Annotated in this window: 20 protein-coding genes; 13 read left to right on the top strand and 7 right to left on the bottom strand. The window is 63.1% G+C overall.

Going from position 1 to position 21020, the window contains the following annotated elements:
- The first annotated feature begins 92 nt into the window (after positions 1 to 92).
- The 6 genes from purN (at position 93) to nadC (ending at position 7187) form a co-directional block, all read left to right on the top strand.
- A complete protein-coding gene (gene purN / locus AB1286_RS07650) occupies positions 93 to 743 on the top strand; it encodes a phosphoribosylglycinamide formyltransferase (protein WP_430362692.1) in 651 nt (216 codons plus the stop codon).
- Entirely contained in the window at positions 740 to 2092 is a 1353-nt protein-coding gene (locus tag AB1286_RS07645; protein WP_430362691.1) for an RsmB/NOP family class I SAM-dependent RNA methyltransferase, read from the top strand. Before purN ends, AB1286_RS07645 begins: the two co-directional genes overlap by 4 nt.
- Positions 2093 to 2096: 4 nt before the next feature.
- Positions 2097 to 3506, top strand: coding sequence for a mechanosensitive ion channel family protein (locus tag AB1286_RS07640; RefSeq protein ID WP_430362690.1), 1410 nt, complete (start codon positions 2097 to 2099; stop codon positions 3504 to 3506).
- Between the two features lie 223 nt (positions 3507 to 3729).
- A complete protein-coding gene (locus AB1286_RS07635; protein WP_430362689.1) occupies positions 3730 to 4926 on the top strand; it encodes a DesA family fatty acid desaturase in 1197 nt (398 codons plus the stop codon).
- A gap of 152 nt (positions 4927 to 5078) precedes the next feature.
- Complete coding sequence (gene nadA, locus AB1286_RS07630; protein WP_430362688.1) at positions 5079 to 6212, top strand: quinolinate synthase NadA; 1134 nt, start codon at positions 5079 to 5081, stop codon at positions 6210 to 6212.
- A 72-nt stretch (positions 6213 to 6284) separates the two neighbouring features.
- Positions 6285 to 7187: a carboxylating nicotinate-nucleotide diphosphorylase gene (nadC, locus tag AB1286_RS07625; RefSeq protein ID WP_430362687.1), complete on the top strand. Its 903-nt coding sequence runs from the start codon at positions 6285 to 6287 to the stop codon at positions 7185 to 7187.
- Between the two features lie 54 nt (positions 7188 to 7241).
- Here nadC and nadB read toward each other — a convergent pair whose 3' ends face one another.
- From nadB to radC, 4 genes are all read right to left on the bottom strand, one after another.
- Positions 7242 to 8840, bottom strand: coding sequence for an L-aspartate oxidase (gene nadB, locus AB1286_RS07620; RefSeq protein WP_430362686.1), 1599 nt, complete (start codon positions 8838 to 8840; stop codon positions 7242 to 7244).
- A 167-nt stretch (positions 8841 to 9007) separates the two neighbouring features.
- Positions 9008 to 9175, bottom strand: coding sequence for a 50S ribosomal protein L33 (rpmG, locus tag AB1286_RS07615; RefSeq protein ID WP_004185395.1), 168 nt, complete (start codon positions 9173 to 9175; stop codon positions 9008 to 9010).
- Between the two features lie 10 nt (positions 9176 to 9185).
- Positions 9186 to 9419, bottom strand: a complete 234-nt coding sequence (rpmB, locus tag AB1286_RS07610) for a 50S ribosomal protein L28 (RefSeq protein WP_102648738.1) — start codon at positions 9417 to 9419, stop codon at positions 9186 to 9188.
- Positions 9420 to 9761: 342 nt separating this feature from the next.
- Complete coding sequence (radC, locus tag AB1286_RS07605) at positions 9762 to 10499, bottom strand: RadC family protein (RefSeq protein ID WP_430362685.1); 738 nt, start codon at positions 10497 to 10499, stop codon at positions 9762 to 9764.
- A gap of 225 nt (positions 10500 to 10724) precedes the next feature.
- Here radC and AB1286_RS07600 point away from each other — a divergent pair, with 225 nt between their 5' ends.
- Both AB1286_RS07600 and ispH read left to right on the top strand, forming a co-directional pair.
- Positions 10725 to 11180, top strand: coding sequence for an FKBP-type peptidyl-prolyl cis-trans isomerase (locus tag AB1286_RS07600; RefSeq protein ID WP_430362684.1), 456 nt, complete (start codon positions 10725 to 10727; stop codon positions 11178 to 11180).
- A 2-nt stretch (positions 11181 to 11182) separates the two neighbouring features.
- Positions 11183 to 12148 carry a 4-hydroxy-3-methylbut-2-enyl diphosphate reductase gene (gene ispH / locus AB1286_RS07595; RefSeq protein ID WP_430362683.1) on the top strand — a complete coding sequence of 322 codons (966 nt, stop codon included), beginning with the start codon at positions 11183 to 11185 and terminating at the stop codon, positions 12146 to 12148.
- A gap of 355 nt (positions 12149 to 12503) precedes the next feature.
- Here ispH and AB1286_RS07590 read toward each other — a convergent pair whose 3' ends face one another.
- Positions 12504 to 12767, bottom strand: coding sequence for a hypothetical protein (locus AB1286_RS07590; protein WP_430362682.1), 264 nt, complete (start codon positions 12765 to 12767; stop codon positions 12504 to 12506).
- A 686-nt stretch (positions 12768 to 13453) separates the two neighbouring features.
- On the opposite strand from AB1286_RS07590, the gene AB1286_RS07585 reads away from it, so the two are divergent.
- The 5 genes from AB1286_RS07585 to AB1286_RS07565 all read left to right on the top strand — a co-directional run bounded on the left by AB1286_RS07585 (position 13454) and on the right by AB1286_RS07565 (position 18346).
- A complete protein-coding gene (locus AB1286_RS07585) occupies positions 13454 to 14404 on the top strand; it encodes a branched-chain amino acid ABC transporter permease (protein ID WP_430362681.1) in 951 nt (316 codons plus the stop codon).
- A gap of 18 nt (positions 14405 to 14422) precedes the next feature.
- Complete coding sequence (locus AB1286_RS07580; RefSeq protein WP_430362680.1) at positions 14423 to 15592, top strand: ABC transporter permease subunit; 1170 nt, start codon at positions 14423 to 14425, stop codon at positions 15590 to 15592.
- A gap of 19 nt (positions 15593 to 15611) precedes the next feature.
- The gene (locus AB1286_RS07575; protein ID WP_430362679.1) at positions 15612 to 16388 is read left to right on the top strand and encodes an ABC transporter ATP-binding protein; all 777 of its coding nucleotides are present in this window, start codon (positions 15612 to 15614) and stop codon (positions 16386 to 16388) included.
- Positions 16388 to 17104: an ABC transporter ATP-binding protein gene (locus AB1286_RS07570; protein ID WP_430362678.1), complete on the top strand. Its 717-nt coding sequence runs from the start codon at positions 16388 to 16390 to the stop codon at positions 17102 to 17104. The genes AB1286_RS07575 and AB1286_RS07570 overlap by 1 nt, the downstream gene beginning before the upstream one ends.
- Before the next feature lie 102 nt (positions 17105 to 17206).
- Positions 17207 to 18346 (top strand): branched-chain amino acid ABC transporter substrate-binding protein, encoded by a 1140-nt coding sequence (locus AB1286_RS07565; protein WP_430362677.1) that lies wholly within the window; start codon positions 17207 to 17209, stop codon positions 18344 to 18346.
- Positions 18347 to 18493: 147 nt separating this feature from the next.
- On the opposite strand, the gene AB1286_RS07560 is transcribed toward AB1286_RS07565, so the two are convergent.
- A complete protein-coding gene (locus tag AB1286_RS07560; RefSeq protein ID WP_430362676.1) occupies positions 18494 to 19678 on the bottom strand; it encodes an acetylornithine transaminase in 1185 nt (394 codons plus the stop codon).
- A gap of 272 nt (positions 19679 to 19950) precedes the next feature.
- The gene (locus AB1286_RS07555; RefSeq protein WP_430362675.1) at positions 19951 to 20982 is read right to left on the bottom strand and encodes a CDP-6-deoxy-delta-3,4-glucoseen reductase; all 1032 of its coding nucleotides are present in this window, start codon (positions 20980 to 20982) and stop codon (positions 19951 to 19953) included.
- Positions 20983 to 21020 lie beyond the last annotated feature (38 nt).

The following is a 21020-nucleotide window of genomic DNA, read 5'->3' as shown; positions in this document are numbered from 1 at the left end:
GCAAATGCCGCAAAGCAAAAGATTATAAACGCTCGGGGCCTGGCGCGGCGGCGCGAGGCTTTGGCGGGTCCCCCGGGTGATAAAATCGCCGGATGAAAAATATCGTGATTTTGATTTCCGGGCGCGGCAGCAACATGGAAGCCATCGTACGCGCCTGCGCCAGCGAGCGCTGGCCGGCGCGTATCGCGGCGGTCGTGTCGAACCGGCCCGACGCGCCCGGGCTGGCGTTCGCTAGCGCCCACGGCATCGCCACGGCCGTCGTCGAGCATGGCGGTTTTGCCGATCGCGAGGCGTTCGATGCGGCGCTCGCCGACGTGGTCGACGGCTTTTCTCCGGACCTCGTCGTACTGGCCGGCTTCATGCGCGTGTTGACGATGGGCTTCGTCGGGCGCTACGCGGGCCGCATGCTGAACGTTCACCCTTCGCTGTTGCCGAGCTTTCCCGGGCTTCGCACGCATGAGCGCGCGCTCGAAGCCGGCGTGACGCTGCATGGGGCCACGGTGCATTTCGTGACGCCCGAGCTCGATCATGGGCCGATCGTCGTGCAAGGCGCTATTCCGGTGACGGCCGCGGACGACGCCGGCTCGCTCGCGCGGCGCCTGCTGGCGGTGGAGCATACGATCTACCCGCGCGCCGTGCGCTGGTTCGTCGAAGGACGTTTGACGCTCGCGGGGCTACGGGTCACGGTTACGCCGCCCGAGCCGCAATGGTTTTTTTCGGATACCCAAGGGACGGCCGCATGAAAAGTATGAAAAAGAAAGACAAAGGCGCGGCAAAAGGCTCGCCCAAGGACAACCGCACCGGGGGCCGCACGGGCGCCAGCCGGCGCGACTCCGCCCTGCACGGGTTTCTGATCGGCCAGACCGAAACGCTGCTGGCCGAGATCCTGAAATTCACGGGTCCGGCCGACGCCACGACGAGCCGTTTCTTCCGCGCTCATCCGAAGCTCGGCCATGGCGAGCGCGGAATCATCGCCGAGGCCGTGTTCGCGGTCTTGCGCCGGCGTATGGAGTTCGCGCACTTGGCCGAGAGCGGAAGCGGCAGCCCGACGCGGCGCCTCGCGCTGCTCGGCTTGATGCAGACGGCCGGCCGTGCGGCGGTCGCGCCGTTCGTCTCCGAGGCCGAGGGCGCTTGGCTCGAGCATGTGTCGAAAATCGATCCGGCGAGCCTGCCGCTGCGCGTACGGACGAATCTGCCCGAGTGGATCGTCGAAGCGCTCGCCAAACGGTTCGACGAGCAGGAGCTCGCGCAGCTCGCCGCCGCGCTGAACTACCCGGCGCCGCTCGATTTGCGCGTCAACCCGATCAAGGCCAGTCGCGAGCAGGTGCTGAGCGCATTGCAGGCGTCGGGGATCGAAGCCGGGGAGACGCCCTTTGCGCCGCTCGGCGTGCGCGTCGCCGGCAAGCCGGCGCTGACCAAGTTGCAGCCGTTCGAGGACGGCTGGATCGAAGTGCAGGATGAAGGCAGTCAATTGCTATGCGCGCTGATGGCCCCGCGCCGCGGCGAGATGGTCGTCGATTTCTGCGCCGGCGCGGGCGGCAAGACGTTGGCGCTCGGCGCCGCGATGCGCTCGACGGGGCGGCTGTACGCATTCGACGTCTCCGAGCGCCGCCTGGCCAAGCTCAAGCCGCGGCTTGCGCGCAGCGGCTTGTCGAACGTGCACCCGGTGCTCATCGACAGCGAGCAGGATGCCAAGATCAAGCGTCTGGCGGGCAAAATCGATCGCGTCTTGGTCGATGCGCCGTGCAGCGGTCTCGGTACGTTGCGCCGCAACCCCGATTTGAAGTGGCGCCAAAGCCCGGCCTCGGTCGAGGAGCTGGTGCCGAAGCAAGGGGCGATTCTTGCGAGCGCGGCGCGTCTCGTGAAGCCGGGCGGCCGTCTCGTCTACGCCACTTGCAGCATGCTCGAGGCCGAGAACGAATCGATCGTCACGCGTTTCTTGGCCGATCATCCCGATTTCGCGCTGATTCCCGCCGGTCAAGTCCTGGCCGAGCAGCGGATCGAACTCGAGATGGGCGAGTACTTGTCGCTTTGGCCGCACCGGCACGCGACCGACGGCTTTTTCGCGGCCGTTCTCGAACGCCGTGCTTGAGTCGATGACGCAAAACCGCATCCTTTCCCACATGCTGGCGGGCATCGTTCGCGATTATGGCGAGCCCGTCATGATTTGGCAGGCGTCGACGCTGATCGGCACGCTGATCGTGGCGTGGCTGCTCGCGCGGTTTGTACGCGCCAGGCTCGATTCGCACCGGCGAGCGCGGCATGAGGCAGCGCGTTTCGGCGCCGAAAGTCTGCATAAGGCGCTGTTCCCGCTGCTCGGCGGCGTGCTCGTTTGGATTGCGCAGACGGTCCTCGACGAGTACATGTCGACCTCGCTGCTCGAGCTCGCGCTCGTGCCGCTCATCGGCATCGCGTTGATCTATATCGTCTTTTTCATCGCGCGCCGGGTATTCGCCCGATCGGGGCAGGCACATGCATGGCTCTCGATCACGGAAAAGCTCGTCTCGTTCCTCGTCTGGGTCGGCATGCTCATGACGGTGCTCGGCATTCAAGACGAAGTGCTGCGCTGGATGGCGTCGGTCCACTTTCGGGTCGGCACGGCGCACATGACGCTTCTGTCGTTGACGACGGGCCTCATGTGGGTCTGCGCCACGGTGATCTTCGCGCTGTGGGTCGGATCCGTGTACGAAGACCGCGTGATGCGCGCGTATTCGATCGACGCGAACTTGCGCGTCGTGCTGTCGCGTCTTGGGCGCGCGCTGCTCGTGCTGGCCGCGCTGCTCGTCAGTTTTTCGCTCGTCGGCATCGACATCACGGTGCTCGGCGTGTTCGGCGGGGCCCTCGGCGTCGGGCTCGGCTTCAGCTTGCAAAAGATCGCGAGCAACTACGTCTCGGGCTTCATCATCCTGATCGACCGGTCGCTGCGGATCGGCGACACGATCAATGTCGCGGGGCTGCAAGGCCAAGTGACCGAAATCCGTACGCGGTACACCACGGTGCGGGGGCTGGACGGCATCGAAACGCTGATTCCGAACGAAAAACTCGTCACCGACGTCGTACAGAATCATTCGTCTTATCTCACGCGCGGGTACGCGAAGGCGGCCGTTCAGATCGCCTACAGCGCCGATCTCGATCGCGCGTTGGCGCTGCTCGTCGAAGCGGCGCAAGGCGTGGAGCGGGTGGTCGTGGATCCGGCCCCGGCCGCCTACCTCGCGAGCTTCGGCGCGGACGGCATCAATCTCGAACTCGGTTTTTGGATCGAAGAGGCCGCCAAGGGGACGGCGGGCACGCGTTCGACGATCAATCGCAACATTTGGCGGCTGTTCAACGAGCATGGTGTTTCGATCCCCTACACCCGGCGCGATGTCCATTTCGTCGGCGGGTTGCCGGCGGCGCTCGGCGGCGGGGTGGAAATGGGACGCGAAGCTGCGGGCGGGTCGATGCCGATCGGCGAGCCGGCCGCGAATGCGGCAGGAGCGGGCACGGCGTTGGCTCCGGGTGCATAGAAGGTGCTCGATCGTCGCTGCGGCGATCGGCCGCAGCGCCTCGCGCAGGCCGTAAATCGGGATAAACCTGGCAGTCGTTGCGATAGCGCCTCGGGGTAAAACCTCATTTGTTACAACTACTTGCGTCGGTTGCAGTAGAATGCCGATCAGTTCTGAAAGCCAGCTTTCAACTTTTTGACGCCCGCAACCGAGCTGGGTGTCCTCGCAATACAGGTACAACGCCTTGCTGAACTCCCTTCTCGATTTTCTTGCACACGGTTTCCTTCGCTTCACTTGGTGGCAAATCGTGCTGTTTGCGCTCGCCGTCACGCACGTGACGATCATCGGCGTCACCGTTTATCTCCATCGCTGCCAAGCCCACCGCGCGCTCGATCTGCATCCGGTCGCGAGTCACTTCTTCCGCTTGTGGCTGTGGATGACCACGGGCATGCTTACGGGCCAGTGGGCATCGATCCACCGGAAACACCACGCCAAGTGCGAGACCGAGGAAGATCCGCACAGCCCGCAAACGCGCGGCATTTGGAAGGTGCTGCTCGAAGGCGCCGAACTTTATCGGGCCGAGGCCAAGAACGAAGAAACGCTGCGCCGTTTCGGGCACGGCACGCCTAACGATTGGATGGAACGCAACGTCTATACGCGCTATCCGATCCTCGGCGTGAGCATCATGATGGTGATCGACGTCGCCTTGTTCGGCGTGGTCGGGTTGTCAGTTTGGGCCGTACAGATGGTGTGGATCCCCTTCTGGGCGGCGGGCGTCGTCAATGGGCTCGCGCACTTTTGGGGCTATCGCAATTTCAATTCGGCCGACGCCAGCACGAACATCTTCCCGTGGGGCATCATCATCGGCGGCGAAGAACTGCACAACAATCACCATACGTTCGCCACGTCGGCGAAGCTGTCGAACAAATGGTACGAGTTCGATATCGGCTGGCTCTATATCCGCATGATGTCGGCCGTCGGGCTCGCGAAGGTCAAGAAGGTCGCGCCCACGCCTCGCCTCGCCGCCCGCAAGCTCGTGCTCGATCAAGAGACGCTGCAAGCCGTGCTGAGCAACCGCTACGAAGTGATGGCGCGTTACGGCAAGACGGTCAAGCGCGCCTATCGTCAGGAGTTGGCCCGTTTGAAGGAAATCGGCTCGCGCGAGAAGTATCAACTGATGCGTAGCGCGCGCAATTGGTTCCACAAGGACGAGGCGGGCCTCGACGAGCCGCAAAAGCGCCAGCTTCCCGAAATTTTCGCGGACAGCCAAACCCTGCGCACCTTCATCGAGCTGCGCAACGATCTGAGCGCGATTTGGGAGCGCTCGAACGCTTCGCGTGAACAGCTGCTCGTGCAGCTTCAAGACTGGTGCCATCGCGCCGAGCAAAGCGGCATCAAGGCGCTGCAAGAATTCGCGATGCGCTTGCGCCGGTACGCCTGAGCACGCCGAAAGACGAAATCCATTAAAATTTCGTTACGTCACACACCCCGCGTCTGGCGGGGTGTTGCTTTTTGGGCCCTTGTAACGCGCTCGGCTCAGCTCGACCGCCAGGCGAGAGGCCAACGCCGGCAGGCGGACTAGAGGAGAACACGATGGATCCGGCCATCAAAACCGTCGAATTCGATAAGCCGCAGGGCGGCGCGGTATGCGGCATCGGCCACGCCTGGGCGAAGGTCCCGCCGGCGCCGGCGCCCGATGAGCGCGCCCGGCTTAAAGCCCGTGTGCGCGAGTTGCTGGTACGAGAAAAAGCGGTGCTCGTCGCGCATTACTACGTCGACGCCGAACTACAGGAACTCGCCGACGAAACGGGCGGCTGCGTAGCCGATTCGCTCGAGATGGCGCGCTTCGGCCGCGACCACGACGCTCAAACGCTCGTAGTGGCGGGCGTTCGATTCATGGGCGAGACGGCCAAGATTTTGAGTCCCGGCAAGCGGATCCTGATGCCCGACCTCGACGCGACATGCTCGCTCGATCTCGGTTGTCCCGCCGACGAATTTTCCGCATTTTGCGATGCGCACCCGGACCGTACCGTGGTGGTCTACGCCAATACGAGTGCGGCCGTGAAAGCGCGTGCCGATTGGATGGTCACGTCGTCGATCGGCCTCGAAATCGTCAAGGATCTGCATGCGCGCGGAGAAAAGATCCTCTGGGCGCCGGATCGTCACCTCGGCAGCTACATCCAGGCCCAGACGGGCGCCGATATGCTGCTTTGGCAGGGCTCGTGCCTGGTCCACGACGAGTTCAAGGGCATCGAGCTCGATCTGTTGCGTGCCGAGCACCCGGGCGCCAAGGTGCTCGTGCACCCGGAATCGCCGGCAAGTGTCGTGGCGCAGGCCGATGTCGTCGGCTCGACGACCCAATTGATCGATGCGGCGACCCGCTTGGACGCGACTCACTTCATCGTGGCCACCGATCTCGGTATCTTGCACAAGATGCGCCTTGCCGCTCCCGGCAAGACGTTCATCGCCGCTCCGACGGCCGGCAATAGTGCGACGTGCAAGAGCTGCGCGCATTGCCCGTGGATGGCGATGAACGGATTGGCCAATCTGGTGGAGGTGCTCGAGCGCGGCCACAACGAGATCTTCGTGGATGCGGCCGTAGGCGAGCGGGCTCGCTTGCCGATCGACCGGATGCTTGCATTCGCGGCGGAGCACAAGAAGCGTGTTCGTGCGAGCGGCGACCTTGCTCGCGATACGACGCTGTTCGCCAACGTCGGTGCGGCCTAACGCCCGACCTTCCCATTCATGCGCCGCGCGCGCTTGCCTGGCCGAGCGGGGCGCAAAGGACAACCTGATCATATGACCGAGCAACAAGCAGCGCACGTCGAGGACGCCGTCTCCCCGCTTTTCGCCGAACTTCACGCGCGCTACGGCGCGGCATTCGATGCAGCGCTCGCCCGAAATGTGGCGGATGCGCTGGCGGAGGATGTCGGTGACGGCGACCGCACGGGGCGACTCGTGCCGGGAGATTCGATCCGCGAAGCGCGCATCATCGTGCGCGAGGACGCGGTGCTCTGCGGCGTGCCCTGGTTCGTGGCGGTGATGCGGCAGGTCGATGCATCGATCGAGATCGACTGGCGTTACCGCGAAGGCGAGGTCATGAAGGCCGATTCGGCCGTTTGTTTTCTGCGCGGGCCTGCGCGCTCGCTACTCACGGCCGAGCGCAACGGCCTGAACTTCCTTCAACTGCTTTCCGGCGTCGCGACGGCGACGCGCCGTTATGTCGATGCCGTCGCCGGTACGCGCGCGCACATCCTCGATACGCGCAAGACCTTGCCGGGCCTGCGGCTCGCGCAAAAGTACGCGGTTCGTGTGGGCGGCGGGGTGAACCAGCGCATTGCGTTGTACGACGGCATTCTGATCAAGGAGAACCACATCGCCGCGGCGGGCGGCGTGGGTGCGGCGTTGGATGCGGCCTACGCGCTGAACGCGGGCGTATCGATTCAAATCGAAGTGGAGACGATCGAGCAATTGGAAACCGCGCTTGCGCACCGGGCCGAATCGATCCTGCTCGATAACTTCTCGTTCGAGGCAATGCGCGATGCCGTCAAACTGACGGCGGGACGAGCGCTGCTCGAGGTGTCGGGCGGCGTGAGCTTCGATACGGTGCGGACCATTGCCGAGACGGGCGTCGATCGCATTTCCATCGGTGCGCTGACGAAAGACGTGCGCGCGACCGACTACTCGATGCGCTTGATCTAGCGCGTACGCGAGCCGGCAAGGCGGGCGGAGCGCCCGGGCCGGCTCGATCGGCGATTAGACCTTCCGATTGCGGACTCGCTCGGGCGAAAGAACAGTTGGCAATGCCTTGGGCAACGCCGACGGCCAATCGCGCGAGAAGTGCAGGCCGCGACTCTCGCGACGCGAGCGCGCACTGTCGACGATCAGGGAAGCGACGTCGACGAGATTGCGCAGCTCGAGCAAATCGCGGCTCACCTTGAAATTCGCGTAGTACTCCTGAATCTCGTCGCGCAGCATCGCGATGCGGTGCTTTGCGCGCGTCAGACGTTTGTCGGTTCGCACGATGCCCACGTAGTTCCACATGAGCCGGCGCAATTCGTCCCAGTTGTGGGCAACGACGACTTCCTCATCGGGATCGGAGACGCGGCTTTCGTCCCAGTCGGGCAGCGGCGCATGAGCGCCGGCTTCGAATCCCTCGGCCTCGATCGCATCGGCTGCGGAGCGCCCAATGACGAGGCATTCGAGCAACGAGTTGCTGGCGAGGCGATTGGCGCCGTGCAAGCCTGTGCACGACGTTTCACCGACGGCATACAAGCCGGCGAGATCGGTGCGCCCGGCCAAATCGGTCACGACGCCGCCGCACGTGTAGTGCGCGGCCGGTACGACCGGGATTGGATCTTTCGTGATGTCGATGCCGAATTCAAGGCAGCGCGCGAGGATCGTCGGGAAATGCTCGTGCAGGAATTCGGCCGGTTGGTGGCTGATGTCGAGATAGACGCAGTCGATCCCGCGTTTCTTGATCTCGAAGTCGATCGCACGGGCAACGATGTCGCGCGGCGCGAGTTCGGCCCGCTCATCGTGCGCGGGCATGAAGCGCGTGCCGTCGGGCAGGACCAGCTTGCCGCCTTCGCCACGAACGGCTTCGGTGATCAGGAAGGATTTGGCGTACGGGTGGAAGAGGCAGGTCGGGTGGAACTGGATGAATTCCATGTTCGACACGCGGCAGCCCGCGCGCCACGCCATCGCGATGCCGTCGCCCGTCGCCGTATCGGGATTCGTCGTATACAGATAGACCTTGCCCGCACCGCCCGTCGCGAGGATCGTATGCGGCGCTTGCAGCGTAACCGTGCGCCCGCCGGCCAAGTCGAGCGCATAAAGGCCGTGGCAGCGGCGGCCCGGCAGGCCGAGGCGATCGGACGTGATTAGATCGATCGCGTAATGGTCTTCGAGGAGCGTGATGTTCGGATGCGCGCGTACTCGCTCGGAGAGCGTCGCCACGACGGCGTGGCCCGTCGCGTCGGCCGCATGAATGATCCGCCGATGGCTGTGGCCGCCTTCTCGCGTGAGGTGAAAGCCGAGTTCCGCGGCGTCGTCGCGCGTGAACGGGACGCCTTGAGCGATCAACCATTCGATCGCCTCGCGACCGTGTTCGACGATGAAGCGTGTGGCGCCCTCGTCACAGAGGCCGCCGCCCGCGATCAGCGTGTCGTTGACATGATTTTCGACGCTGTCCGCCGAGTCGAGCACCGCGGCGATCCCGCCTTGCGCCCAGTCGCTCGCACCTTCCATCATCGATCGCTTGGCGATGACGGCGACGCGCCGCTTCTCGGCCAAATTCAGTGCGACGGTTAGCCCTGCGAGCCCGCTGCCTACGATTACGACGTCGAAATTCATATCTGCAAATCCTTTGTCCCCGATCCGACTTGCGCCCGCCGCCATGTCTGTGCGCGCGGGTAAACGAGGGAGCATACCGCGCCGCGGCACCGAACGGGTAGTGCGCAAAGCAAAAAGCCCCGCACAGGGCGGGGCTTTTTAGTGTCTTCGGGCTCGCAGGAAACCGATTACTTGATCTTCGTTTCCTTGTACGCCACGTGCTTGCGGGCGACGGGATCGAACTTCATGATCTCCATCTTTTCCGGCATGTTGCGCTTGTTCTTCGTGGTCGTGTAGAAGTGACCCGTGCCTGCGGTCGACTCCAGCTTGATCTTGTCGCGTGCGCCTTTGGCCATGACTTACTCCTTAGATTTCGCCGCGTGCGCGCAAATCTGCGAGCACGGTATCGATGCCGTTCTTATCGATGAGGCGCAGACCGGCGTTCGAAACGCGCAGGCGCACGAAACGGTTTTCGCTTTCCACCCAGAAACGGCGGTATTGCAGATTCGGCAAAAAGCGCCGCTTCGTCTTGTTGTTTGCGTGGGAAACGTTGTTGCCGCTCATCGGCGCTTTCCCAGTTACTTGGCATACGCGTGCCATATGAGAGCACTCCTAAAACGCTTAAATTCGGGGTTCAAGCCTGGGTCGGGCCTAACAGGAAAGGTCGACACCGCCGCTTTTCTCGCCGTTCCTAGCTAGCTGGAGCATGCGCCGTATGGCGCGGTGACCCGACAAGCTAAGCCGCGTGAAAGCGATGGATGGTGGACGGCGGGCGGCCCAAACTGGGCACGGGAAGCCGATCAGCAACCGGTCGCGGCGACCTCCCCCCAAGCTTCTGAACGGGGTTGGAAACAGGCAGACGGCGATTCTAGCAGAAAAAGCGCCGAAAAATCAAACCGAATTTACGTCGATGTGTGGCGGATGCTTCGATCGCGCCGCGCATCAAAGCCAGCCGGCCTGCGCGAACGAAAAGATATCATGGCGGCCGACCACGAGGTGGTCGACGAGCCGCACATCGATCAGCGCGAGCGCATCGCGCAGCACGTGCGTAAGTTGCCGGTCGCTCGCGCTGGGTTTGACGGCCCCCGACGGGTGATTGTGCGCCACGATCAAGCTCGCCGCGTTTGCCTCCAGCGCGCGGCGCACGATTTCGCGCGGATAGACGGCCATGCGCGTGAGCGAGCCGCGCGACGTTTCCTCGGTATCGATGAGCCGGTGCCGCGCATCTAAATAGAGACAAACGAACGCTTCGTAGGGCCGGGCGCCGATCAGCAATCGCACATAGTCTTGCACGGCGGCGGCCGAATCGACGAGCGGGCGTTCGCTCGCCTGCTCCGCAAGCGCGCGGCGCGCCATCTCGATGACGGCCAGCAGGACAGCCGTTTTCGCGGGCCCGATTCCGCGCAATCCATGAAAATCGGACGGCGCGGCGTCGAGCATCGCGCGTAACGATCCGAAGCGCTCGAGCAGCGAGCGCGCGACGTCGAAAACATCGTGGCCCGGCACGCCCGAGCAAAGAAAGATCGCGATCAATTCCGTGTCCGACAACGCCGCCGGACCCACACCGATGAGCCGTTCGCGCGGCATGTCGTGCGCGGCTCCCGCTCGCGGGCGACACTTCGCCGCACGCGATCGGTGTGGGGGCGCCCGGAAGGGGACGACGGTGGAACTATCTTGCATCTGCGCATCTCCGAGTAGGTTTTCCGCGAGGCCCTTGCCGACGCGCTCATAGGGCCCGAACTCCCCCGGCGCGAGCTGGCTTACAATAGATGTTTTGTGTCGGGCGGCGATCCGCGGGCGGCCATCCGCCGGGCGGCCATCCGCGGGCGGCCATCCGCGGGCGGCTCCCGTCCCGCACTGCTTTGCGCGCGCCGCGCCACTCACGTTTGCCCAACGAGCTACTGCATGAGCATCATCGATATTTCAGAAGTGAAGGCCGGTTCGCATGTCACGCTTCACTACCGGCTTGCGCTTGCCGATGGGGCCGACATCGTGAACACGTTCGTCGACAAACCGGCCACGCTCTTGCTGGGCGCCGGTCAATTGGCCGAGCCGCTGGAAGCTATTTTGCTGGGCATGAAGACGGGCGACCATTCGACCTTCCGGCTAGCCGAAGGTCAGGCGTTCGGTCCGCGCAATCCCGACCTCATTCAGCGCGTTTCGCTGGCGACGCTGCGCGAGAACGGCATGATGGGCGAGGATATTGCTCCCGGCGATTTGATCGAATTCAATGCGCCGAGCGGCGGCCGTTACGCGGGCGTGCTCAAGGAGATCGGCGAAACCTCCGCGCTGTTCGATTTCAACCACCCGCTCGCGGGCCAAGCGCTGACGTTCGAAGTGCACATCATCGGAATTTTGTAGACATGAGCCTCACGGACACCTCTCTTGCCGCTGCCGAGGCGGAAATTCTGCTCGCGCAGCCGCGCGGCTTCTGCGCTGGCGTCGACCGTGCCATCGAGATCGTCGAGCGCGCGATTACGCTGTTCGGCGCCCCGATCTACGTGCGCCACGAAATCGTCCACAACGCCTACGTCGTCGAGGATTTACGCAAGAAGGGCGCGGTCTTCGTCGAGTTGCTCGACGAAGTCCCCTCGGGCAGCACCGTGATCTTCAGTGCGCACGGCGTCTCGAAGGCGGTGCGCGAGGAGGCCGAAACGCGCGGGCTGCGCATTTACGACGCGACCTGTCCGCTCGTCACTAAGGTTCACATCGAAGTGGCGAAGATGCGGCAGGAAGGGCTCGATATCGTCATGATCGGCCACAAGGGGCACCCCGAGGTGGAAGGTACGATGGGGCAATGCGGCGAGGGGATGTATCTCGTCGAGAGCATCGAAGACGTGAATGCACTCGAGGTCGCCGATCCCGCCCGCATCGCGTTCGTCACGCAAACGACGCTGTCCGTGGACGACGCCGCCGACATCATCGCCGCGCTCAAGTCGCGCTTCCCCTCGATTCGCGAGCCGAAGAAGCAAGACATCTGCTATGCGACGCAAAATCGGCAAGACGCCGTCAAGTTCATGGCGCCGCAGTGCGACGTCGTGATCGTCGTCGGTAGCCCGAATAGCTCGAATTCGAATCGGTTGCGCGAAGTGGCGGAAAAGCGGGGCGTGCCTTCCTATATGGTCGACTCCCCGGACCAAATCGATCCGGCCTGGGTCGCGGGCAAGCTGCGCATCGGCGTCACGGCCGGCGCATCCGCCCCGGAGGTGCTTGCACAGGCCGTCATCGCCCGCTTGCGCGAACTCGGCGTGCGCAACGTGCGCGCCCTCGAGGGCATCGAGGAAAACATCGCGTTCCCGCTGCCCCGCGGTCTCACTTTGCCGGCGTAATCGAGCGAGGTGCGAACGATGCACCTCGATTCGATCGATAGTCGGGCTCGGGGTTTTCCCTTGGTTCCCGGTCTTGCTGAAAAAGCGCGCCCTTTCCGGCGCGCTTTTTTATTTGCCGCGAGATCGCGTGGTTGGAGGTTGCTCCCAATAAATGTCGAAATGTTGCAACTTGGTTGCGACGTGCACCAAATAAGGGTCCCAAAAAAAGGTTGCAATGCAGGAAAACCCTGGCGATTCAGCATATTGGCCGTTCGGCAATTAGAGTTACAATGCGCGCGTCCTCAAGGTCCCCGGGCCTTTGGGCATCGGTATTGAGTAAGGCGCAGGAGACCTAGTTAATGCAAGTCAAGTTTGCTTACGCCGCATCGAGCATCACGAGGGGCGGCGAGGCGAGCATCGGTGTTGCGGCGAGGGCCGTCGCGGTGCCGGCGAACGAGATGGCGACTATCGTCTCCTTGGGGCAGGCCGGATGGTTGACGGCACGCTCCGCGCCTTTGGACCAGGACAAACAAAATAAAAAGCAGGCGGCGTCGCGGTTGAGCGACCACGCGCGGCCAGCTCGCTCACTTCGGCACGTGCCTTTGCGCACGCCGGCGTCGGCGACTTTCCCCACCCGCACCGGGCGCGCTCGATCGAGCACGCGTGGGTATGGCGGAACATTTTCGTTGAGTGTGTTGCCTGTAGCGCAGGCCGCACTCGAAATCGGAGCAACAATCCTTGCGGGCGGCGTGCATGCCGGCAAGGGGATGCCGTCCGCGCTCGTTGCGTGGCGGTATCGCGTCGGTCCGCAGGCAGGTTTATCGTCTGCGCGCCGACACCAGGATGCAGTCTTCGCGCAGTATGGCGAAGCCCGCGCAAGCACGCTGGCGACGGATGCCGCTTACGCGGCGTTCGGCGCAAAGAAGTGTGCCGCCTCGATCGAGACGCCCAAGACGCCTAAGGCGATGACCACCACGCACGCAACTGCGCGGACGGCCTTCATCACCCTCGGCGCCGGCGGCGATTCGCGAGGGCGGTGCCATTACGCTTCACGACTTCAAGGACAGCGCATGCGCGGTTCTCGACGTCGTGGAGGTGTAGTGACGGAGCATGGCAACGCGACGGCACCGGATACCCGACGGTGCCGTTTTTGCATCCGCCCCACCGGTCTGCTGCCGAATCACGGCTTCGAGCGGTAGCTGTGAGGTGGCCGACCCTTACCGGTTTTTTTATCAGTACCCGCAGTGCCGTTGCGGTTTTCGTAGACCGTCCGCGTTACAACCGGCGTGAAGCGAAGATCCAGTCGCACGGGCTAAGGAGCTTTAAATGGATATCTTCATCCAGCAGATCCTCAACGGTCTGGTGCTTGGTAGCGTTTACGCGATCATTGCACTCGGCTATACGATGGTGTACGGCATCTTGGGCATCATCAACTTCGCTCACGGCGACGTGCTGATGGTCGGTGCGATGGTCGCGCTGTCCACCATCAACGTGCTGCACAATCACTTCCCTGGGCTCGGCAACATCCCGACGCTCATCATCGGGCTCATCGTCGCCGCCGCCGTATGCGCGGTCGTCGGGTACCTGATCGAGCGCACCGCGTATCGGCCGCTGCGCCGCGCGCCGCGTCTGGCTCCGTTGATCACCGCCATCGGCGTTTCGATCCTACTGGAAACGCTGGCCATGATGATCTGGTCGCGCAACCCGCTGCCGTTTCCGCAGCTCATCTCGACCGATCCGATCAATGTGATCAAGGCCACCGACACGACGGTCGGCGCCGTGATCTCGGCCACTGAAATCACGATCATCGTCGTCGCGTTCCTCGTGATGGCCGGCCTGTTGCTGCTCGTGCATAAGACCAAGCTTGGCCGCGCGATGCGTGCCATCGCCGAGAACCCGAACGTCGCGAGCCTGATGGGCGTGAACCCGAACTTCGTGATTTCGGCGACGTTCATGATCGGTTCGGCGCTGGCTGCCTTGGCCGGCGTGATGATCGCATCGGAATACGGCAACGTTCACTTCTATATGGGCTTCATCCCGGGCATGAAGGCGTTCACCGCCGCCGTGCTGGGCGGCATCGGCAACCTCGGCGGCGCAATGGTCGGCGGCGTGGTGCTGGGCCTGATCGAACAGCTCGGCGCCGGCTACATCGGCAACCTGACGGGCGGCGTGTTCGGTAGTAACTATCAAGACGTGTTCGCATTCATCGTCCTGATCATCGTCTTGGTCTTCCGTCCGTCGGGTCTGCTCGGCGAACGTGTCGCGGACCGCGCGTAAGGGCAAGGAGCAAAGCAAATGACTTCTATTCAACCGATCGAGCCGTCCACCACGCTCATCCCCGAGAAAAATGCCACGAAGACGCTCGTCGTGGGTGTCCTCACCGCTATCTTCGTTATTGCGGCACCGATGATTATCGGTGCGGCCGGCGGCAACTACTGGGTTCGCGTGCTCGACTTCGCGATGCTCTACGTGATGCTGGCGCTGGGCCTGAACGTCGTCGTGGGCTTCGCCGGCCTGCTGGACTTGGGCTACATCGCCTTCTACGCGGTGGGCGCCTACACGGCGGCACTGTTGACTTCGCCGCACCTGTCCACGCAGTTCGAGTGGATCGGGCGCATTTGGCCGAACGGTCTGCATCTGTCGTACTTCCTGATCGTGCCGATCGCGATGGGCCTGGCCGCGCTGTTCGGCGTGCTGCTCGGTGCGCCGACGCTGCGTCTGCGCGGCGACTACCTGGCGATCGTGACGCTCGGCTTCGGTGAAATCGTGCGGATCTTCATGAACAACCTGGACCGCCCGATCAACATCACGAACGGACCGCAAGGGATTACCGGTGTCGATCCCGTGCACGTGGCCGGCTTCAGCTTGGCGCAGACGCACACGATCTTCGGCATGCAGCTGCCCTCGGTCTACCTGTATTACTACCTGTTCGTGCTGTGCTCGCTGTTCGTGATCTGGGTCTGTACGCGCTTGCAGCACTCGCGTATCGGCCGTGCTTGGGCCGCCATTCGCGAAGACGAAATCGCCGCGAAGGCAATGGGCATCAACACGCGTAACGTGAAGCTGCTCGCGTTCGCGATGGGCGCGTCGTTCGGCGGCCTGTCGGGCGCGATGTTCGGCGGCTTCCAAGGGTTCGTCTCGCCCGAGTCGTTCACGTTCTGGGAATCGGTGGTGGTGCTCGCCTGCGTCGTGCTCGGCGGCATGGGCCACATCCCGGGCGTCATCCTCGGTGCCGTGTTGCTCGCTATCTTCCCGGAATTCCTGCGTTCGACGATGGGTCCGTTGCAGCATTGGCTGTTCGGCCATCAGATCCTGGACACGGAAGTGATCCGTCAGTTGCTGTACGGTTTGGCGATGGTTCTGATCATGCTCTACCGCTCGGAAGGCCTGTGGCCGGCGCCGAAGCATGAGGACAAGATCGCGAAACTGGCCAAGCGCAACGCCAAAAAGCCGGTTCGCGCTTGAAGAGCGGAGGAAACAAGACATGAGCAATAAAAGCATTCGTTTGTCCGTCAAGGGCGTGAACAAGCGGTTCGGCGGCCTGCAAGCGCTGTCGGACGTCGGCCTGCAAATCGAAGAAGGCACGATCTACGGTTTGATCGGCCCGAACGGGGCGGGCAAGACCACGTTCTTCAACGTGATCACGGGGCTGTACACGCCCGATTCGGGCGATTTCAAGCTCGACGGTCTGGACTACAAGCCGACGGCCGTCCACCAAGTGGCCCAGGCCGGCATCGCACGTACGTTCCAAAACATCCGTCTGTTCGGCGGCATGACCGCGCTCGAGAACGTCATGGTGGGCCGTCACGTGCGCACCAAGCACGGGTTGCTCGGCGCCGTGTTCCAAACGCCGGCGGAGCGCAAGGAAGAGCGCGAGATCAAAGAGCGCGCGCTCGAGCTGCTCGAGTACGTTGGCGTGCTGCAATACGCCGACTACACGGCGCGCAATCTGTCGTACGGGCACCAACGCCGCTTGGAAATCGCGCGCGCGCTGGCGACCGATCCGAAGCTGCTCGCGCTCGATGAGCCCGCGGCGGGGATGAACGCGACGGAGAAGGTCGAACTCACGCGTCTTCTGGAAAAGATTCGCGACGACGGCAAGACGATTTTGTTGATCGAACACGACGTGAAACTCGTGATGCACCTGTGCAACCGCATGACGGTGCTCGATTACGGCAAGGTGATCGCTGAAGGTCTGCCGCAAGACGTGCAGAAGAACCCGAAGGTGATTGAGGCATATTTGGGCGCGGGGGTCCACTGATGGCTACGGCAATGTTGAAAATCAAGGGCCTACAGGTCAATTACGGCGGCATCCAAGCGGTCAAGGGCGTCGACATGGAAGTCGCGCAGGGCGAGCTGGTCACGTTGATCGGCGCGAACGGCGCGGGCAAGACGACGACGATGAAGGCCATCACCGGCCTCAAGCCCTATTCGGCGGGCGATATCGAATACCTCGGCGAATCGATCAAGGGCGTGCCGGCGCACGAGCTGCTCAAGCGCGGCTTGGCGATGGTGCCGGAAGGCCGCGGCATTTTCGCGCGCATGTCGATTCTCGAGAACATGCAGATGGGCGCGTACTTGCGTAACGACAACGACGCGATTCAGAGCGACGTCGATCGTATGTTCGGCTATTTCCCGCGCCTGAAAGAGCGCGCGAAGCAACTGGCCGGTACGCTCTCGGGCGGCGAACAGCAGATGCTGGCGATGGCGCGTGCCATTATCAGCCGTCCGAAGCTGCTCCTGCTCGACGAACCGTCGATGGGCCTGTCGCCGATCATGGTCGAGAAGATCTTCGAAGTCGTGCGCGACATCTCCAAGGAAGGCCTGACGGTGCTGCTCGTGGAGCAGAATGCACGCCTCGCACTGCAAGCGGCTAACCGCGGCTATGTGATGGATTCTGGTATGGTCACGATGTCGGGCGATGCCAAGCAAATGCTCGACGATCCGAAGGTGCGCGCTGCGTACCTCGGCGAGTAACGCCATCTCTCGCGCGCCCGTGCGAGAGCACGGGCGCCGTCAATGGGCCCACGGCCCGCAGTAGTACTAACAAAAACCCGATCCAACAAGGGAATTACAACAGTGATTAAGTCGCTTCTCACCGGCTGTGCAGCAGCCGCTGCTCTCTCTTTTGCACTTTCCAGCACCGCTTACGCCGATACGACCGTCAAGATCGGCCACGTCGCACCGCTCACGGGCGGCTCGGCTCACCAAGGTAAGGACAACGAAAACGGCGCCCGTCTCGCGATCGAAGAGATCAATGCGAAGGGTCTCGTGATCGGCGGTCAAAAGGTGACGCTCCAACTCGATCCGCAAGACGACGCGGGCGATCCGCGCCAAGCCACGCAAGTCGCGCAAAAGCTCGTCGACGACAAGGTCGTCGCCGTGGTCGGCCACGAAACGTCGGGCACGTCGATCCCCGCATCGAAGATTTACAGCGATGCTGGCGTCGTGCAGATCTCGCCGTCCGCCACGAATCCGAAGTACACGGAGCAAGGCTTCAAGACGACCTACCGCGTCGTCGCAACGGACGCTCAGCAAGGTCCCGCGCTCGCGAACTACGCGGCCAAGGAAATGCACGTGAAGAAGATTGCGATCGTCGACGACTCGACCGCTTACGGTCAGGGCCTGGCGCAGCAATTCGAAACGGCCGCGAAGGCAGCCGGCATGACCGTCGTGTCGCATGACGCAACGAACGACAAGGCTGTCGACTTCCGCGCGATTCTGACGAAGATCAAGGGCGAAAACCCCGACGCGATCATGGTCGGCGCGATGGACGCAACGGGCGGCCCGTTCGCCAAGCAAGCCAAGCAACTCGGCCTGCGCGCGAAGATCCTGGCAGGCGACGGCGTGTGCACGGCCAACATCGCCGATCTGGCCGGTAACGCGGCGGACAACATCGTTTGCTCGCAAGCCGGCGTCGGCCTCGACCAAATGGCGGGCGGCGCGGCGTTCGCGGCGAAGTACAAGAAGCGCTACGACCAAGACGTGGTGCTGTACTCGCCGTACACCTACGATGCCGTCTACATCATCGTCGATGCCATGAAGCGCGCGAACTCGATCGATCCGGCGAAGATCCTCGCGGCGATGCCCACGAGCGACTACAAGGGCGTGATCGGCGAGACGACGTTCGATGCCAAGGGCGACTTGAAGCACGGCATCATCTCGATCTACGGCTATAAGGACGGCAAGCGGACCTTCATCAACAAGGTCTCGATGTAAGTTCTTTGGGGCGGCCGGTCTGAGCGAAATACGTTCGGGCCCGGCTCCAGCCTCAGCAAAAAGGCCGCATGCGTCGATAACACGCGTGCGGCCTTCTTTATTGCGACCGCGGCGATGGAGAGTCGCCGCGTCCCTCACGTCGAAAGATCAAAGCGAATCGAGGATGGTGCGCAGCATCGCCATCATCTGATCGATCTCCTCGTTCGTCACGTTCAGCGCCGGCATGAAGCGCAGCAAGTTCGGCCGTGCCGCGTTCAGCAGCAGGCCCACGGGCTGCATGTCGCGCGCCTTTTCGACGATCTGCGGCCCGATATCCTTGCCGAGCAGCAAGGCGCGCAGCAGCCCTTCGCCGCGCTCGCCCTCGAAGCCGCGTTCGGCCGAGAGCTCGACGAGCTTAGTGCGCAAGTACTCGCCGCGTGCGCGCACGCCTTCGAGAAAGCCCGGGGCCGTCAGCGTCTTGATGACCGCGTACCCGACCGCCGTCATCAACGGATTGCCGTTGTAGGTCCCGCCTTGGTCGCCAGCCTCGAACACGGCCACTTCGGCTTTCGAGAGCAGCGCCGCGAGCGGCACGCCGCCACCGATGCCTTTACCGAGCGTCATGATGTCCGGTTCGATCCCGGAGAGTTCGTAGGCGAACAGCGTACCGGCCCGGCCACAACCGCTTTGCACTTCGTCGACGATCAGCAGCAATCCGTGGCGCTTCGTCAACTCGCGCAATTCGCGCATGAATTCGGGCGTGGCCGGAATGACGCCGCCTTCGCCTTGGATCGGCTCGAGCATGACGGCAACGGTCTGATCGCCGATGAGCTTTTCAACGGATGCGATGTCGTTCAGCTCGGCTTTCGGAAAACCCGGCACCTGCGGGGCGTAGATCGTGTCCCAGCCGGGCTTGCCGCTTGCCGACATCGTCGCCAACGTACGGCCGTGGAAGCTGTGATCGAACGTGATGATTTCGTAGGCGCCGTTCTTGAACTTCTTGCCCCATTTGCGGGCGAGCTTGATCGCGCCTTCGTTCGCTTCGGCGCCGCTGTTGGCGAAGAAGACTTTGTCGAAGACGCTGTGCTCGGTCAGCAGCGCGGCGAGGTTGGCCATCGGCTCGTTATAGAACGCCGGCGACGGGTTGATGAGCTGGCGCGCCTGCGTCTCGAGCGCCTCGATCATCGCGGGATGGCAGTGTCCGAGGCAGTTGACGGCCCAACCTTGAATGAAATCGAGGTAGCGCTTGCCTTCGCTGTCGAACAGCCACGAGCCCGAGCCGCGCGTAAAGACGATGTCCGGCCGGTTGGTGATGTACATCAGCGACTGCGTCGGGTTCTGCGTCGATTGCATGGCACGGCTCCGCGGTAAGTGAAGGAAAGGTGAGCGGGAAATGAAAAAAGCCACGGTAGTCCGTGGCTTTGCGGTTTTGACCGATTGCGCGCTGCCTGCTTGCTGCCGATTGCTTGCGAGGCGCGCGTCCGCTATGAGCCGACGGCTTCCCTGGCGGGGAGCGAGCGGCGACGTCGGAGAGCGGATTGGGAACGGTTCATGGGCGCAAGAATACGACAGCGTGCGTGTCGATGCAATGACGGCGCCGCATCGGCTGTCGCATTTTCGTCTCGTTAGACCGCGTTGACGAGATCGGCTTCGCTCGTGAACGAATCGGCGTAGAACTCCTCGGCCGGCAGCCCGTGGTGCGCGGTGAAGTCGCGCAACGCCGATTCGACCATGACCGGCGCGCCGCAAGCGTACACCTGATGGCCTGACAAATCAGGCAGATCTTCGATCACGGCGCGATGTACGAAACCGATGCGGCCTGTCCAGCCGTCGCTCGGATCCGGCTCGGAGAGCACCGGGACGAACTTGAAGTTCGGGTGATCTTTTGCCCAGCTTTCCGCGAGCTCGAGCATGTACAGATCTTTCTTGCGGCGGGCACCCCAGTAAAGCGTGATCGGCCGCTCGATATTCTTGAAAAACGCGTGCTCGGCGATCGCCTTGATCGGCGCGAAGCCCGTGCCCGAGGCCAACAGGACGATCGGCTTCTCGGAATCCTCGCGCAGGAAGAACGTGCCGAGCGGGCCTTCGAAGCGCAGGATCTCGCGCTCCTTCATCGTATTGAACACGTGATCGGTGAAAAGGCCGCCGGGCATGTGCCGGATGTGCAGCTCGATCGGGCCTTCCGCGTTCGGCGCGCTCCCCATCGAGTAGCTGCGCCGCTTGCCGTCCTTCAAGATGAATTCGACGTATTGGCCGGCGAGATATTGCAGCCGCTCGTTCGCGGGCAGTTGGAGCTTGAGGACGATGACGTCGTCGGCGCGACGCTCGAGCGCGTTCACGCGGCAGGGCAGCTTCTTGACCTGAACGTCGCCCACGCCCGCGATCTCGCGCACGTCGATGACGAGATCGGACTGGGCCGTCGCGCAGCAAAACAGCGCCATGCCGCGCGTTTTCTCGTCGTTCGAGAGGGCCGACGACGAATGCGAGCGTTGCTCGATTTGGCCGGATACGACCTCGCCCTTGCAGGAGCCGCAGGCCCCGTTCTTGCAGCCGTAGGGCACGCCGACGCCTTGGCGCAGCGCGGCGACGAGCACGGGTTCGTCGGGTTCTACTTGAAACTGCCGGCCGCTTTGCCGGAGGGTCACGTTATATGCCATAGCTCGATGGAAACAAAAAAGCGAAAAAATCTTGGCCT

Origin of the sequence: Trinickia sp. NRRL B-1857 (genome assembly GCF_050470685.1) — a bacterium.
GTDB lineage: Bacteria > Pseudomonadota > Gammaproteobacteria > Burkholderiales > Burkholderiaceae > Trinickia.
This window is presented reverse-complemented; position numbering and strand designations above follow the sequence as displayed.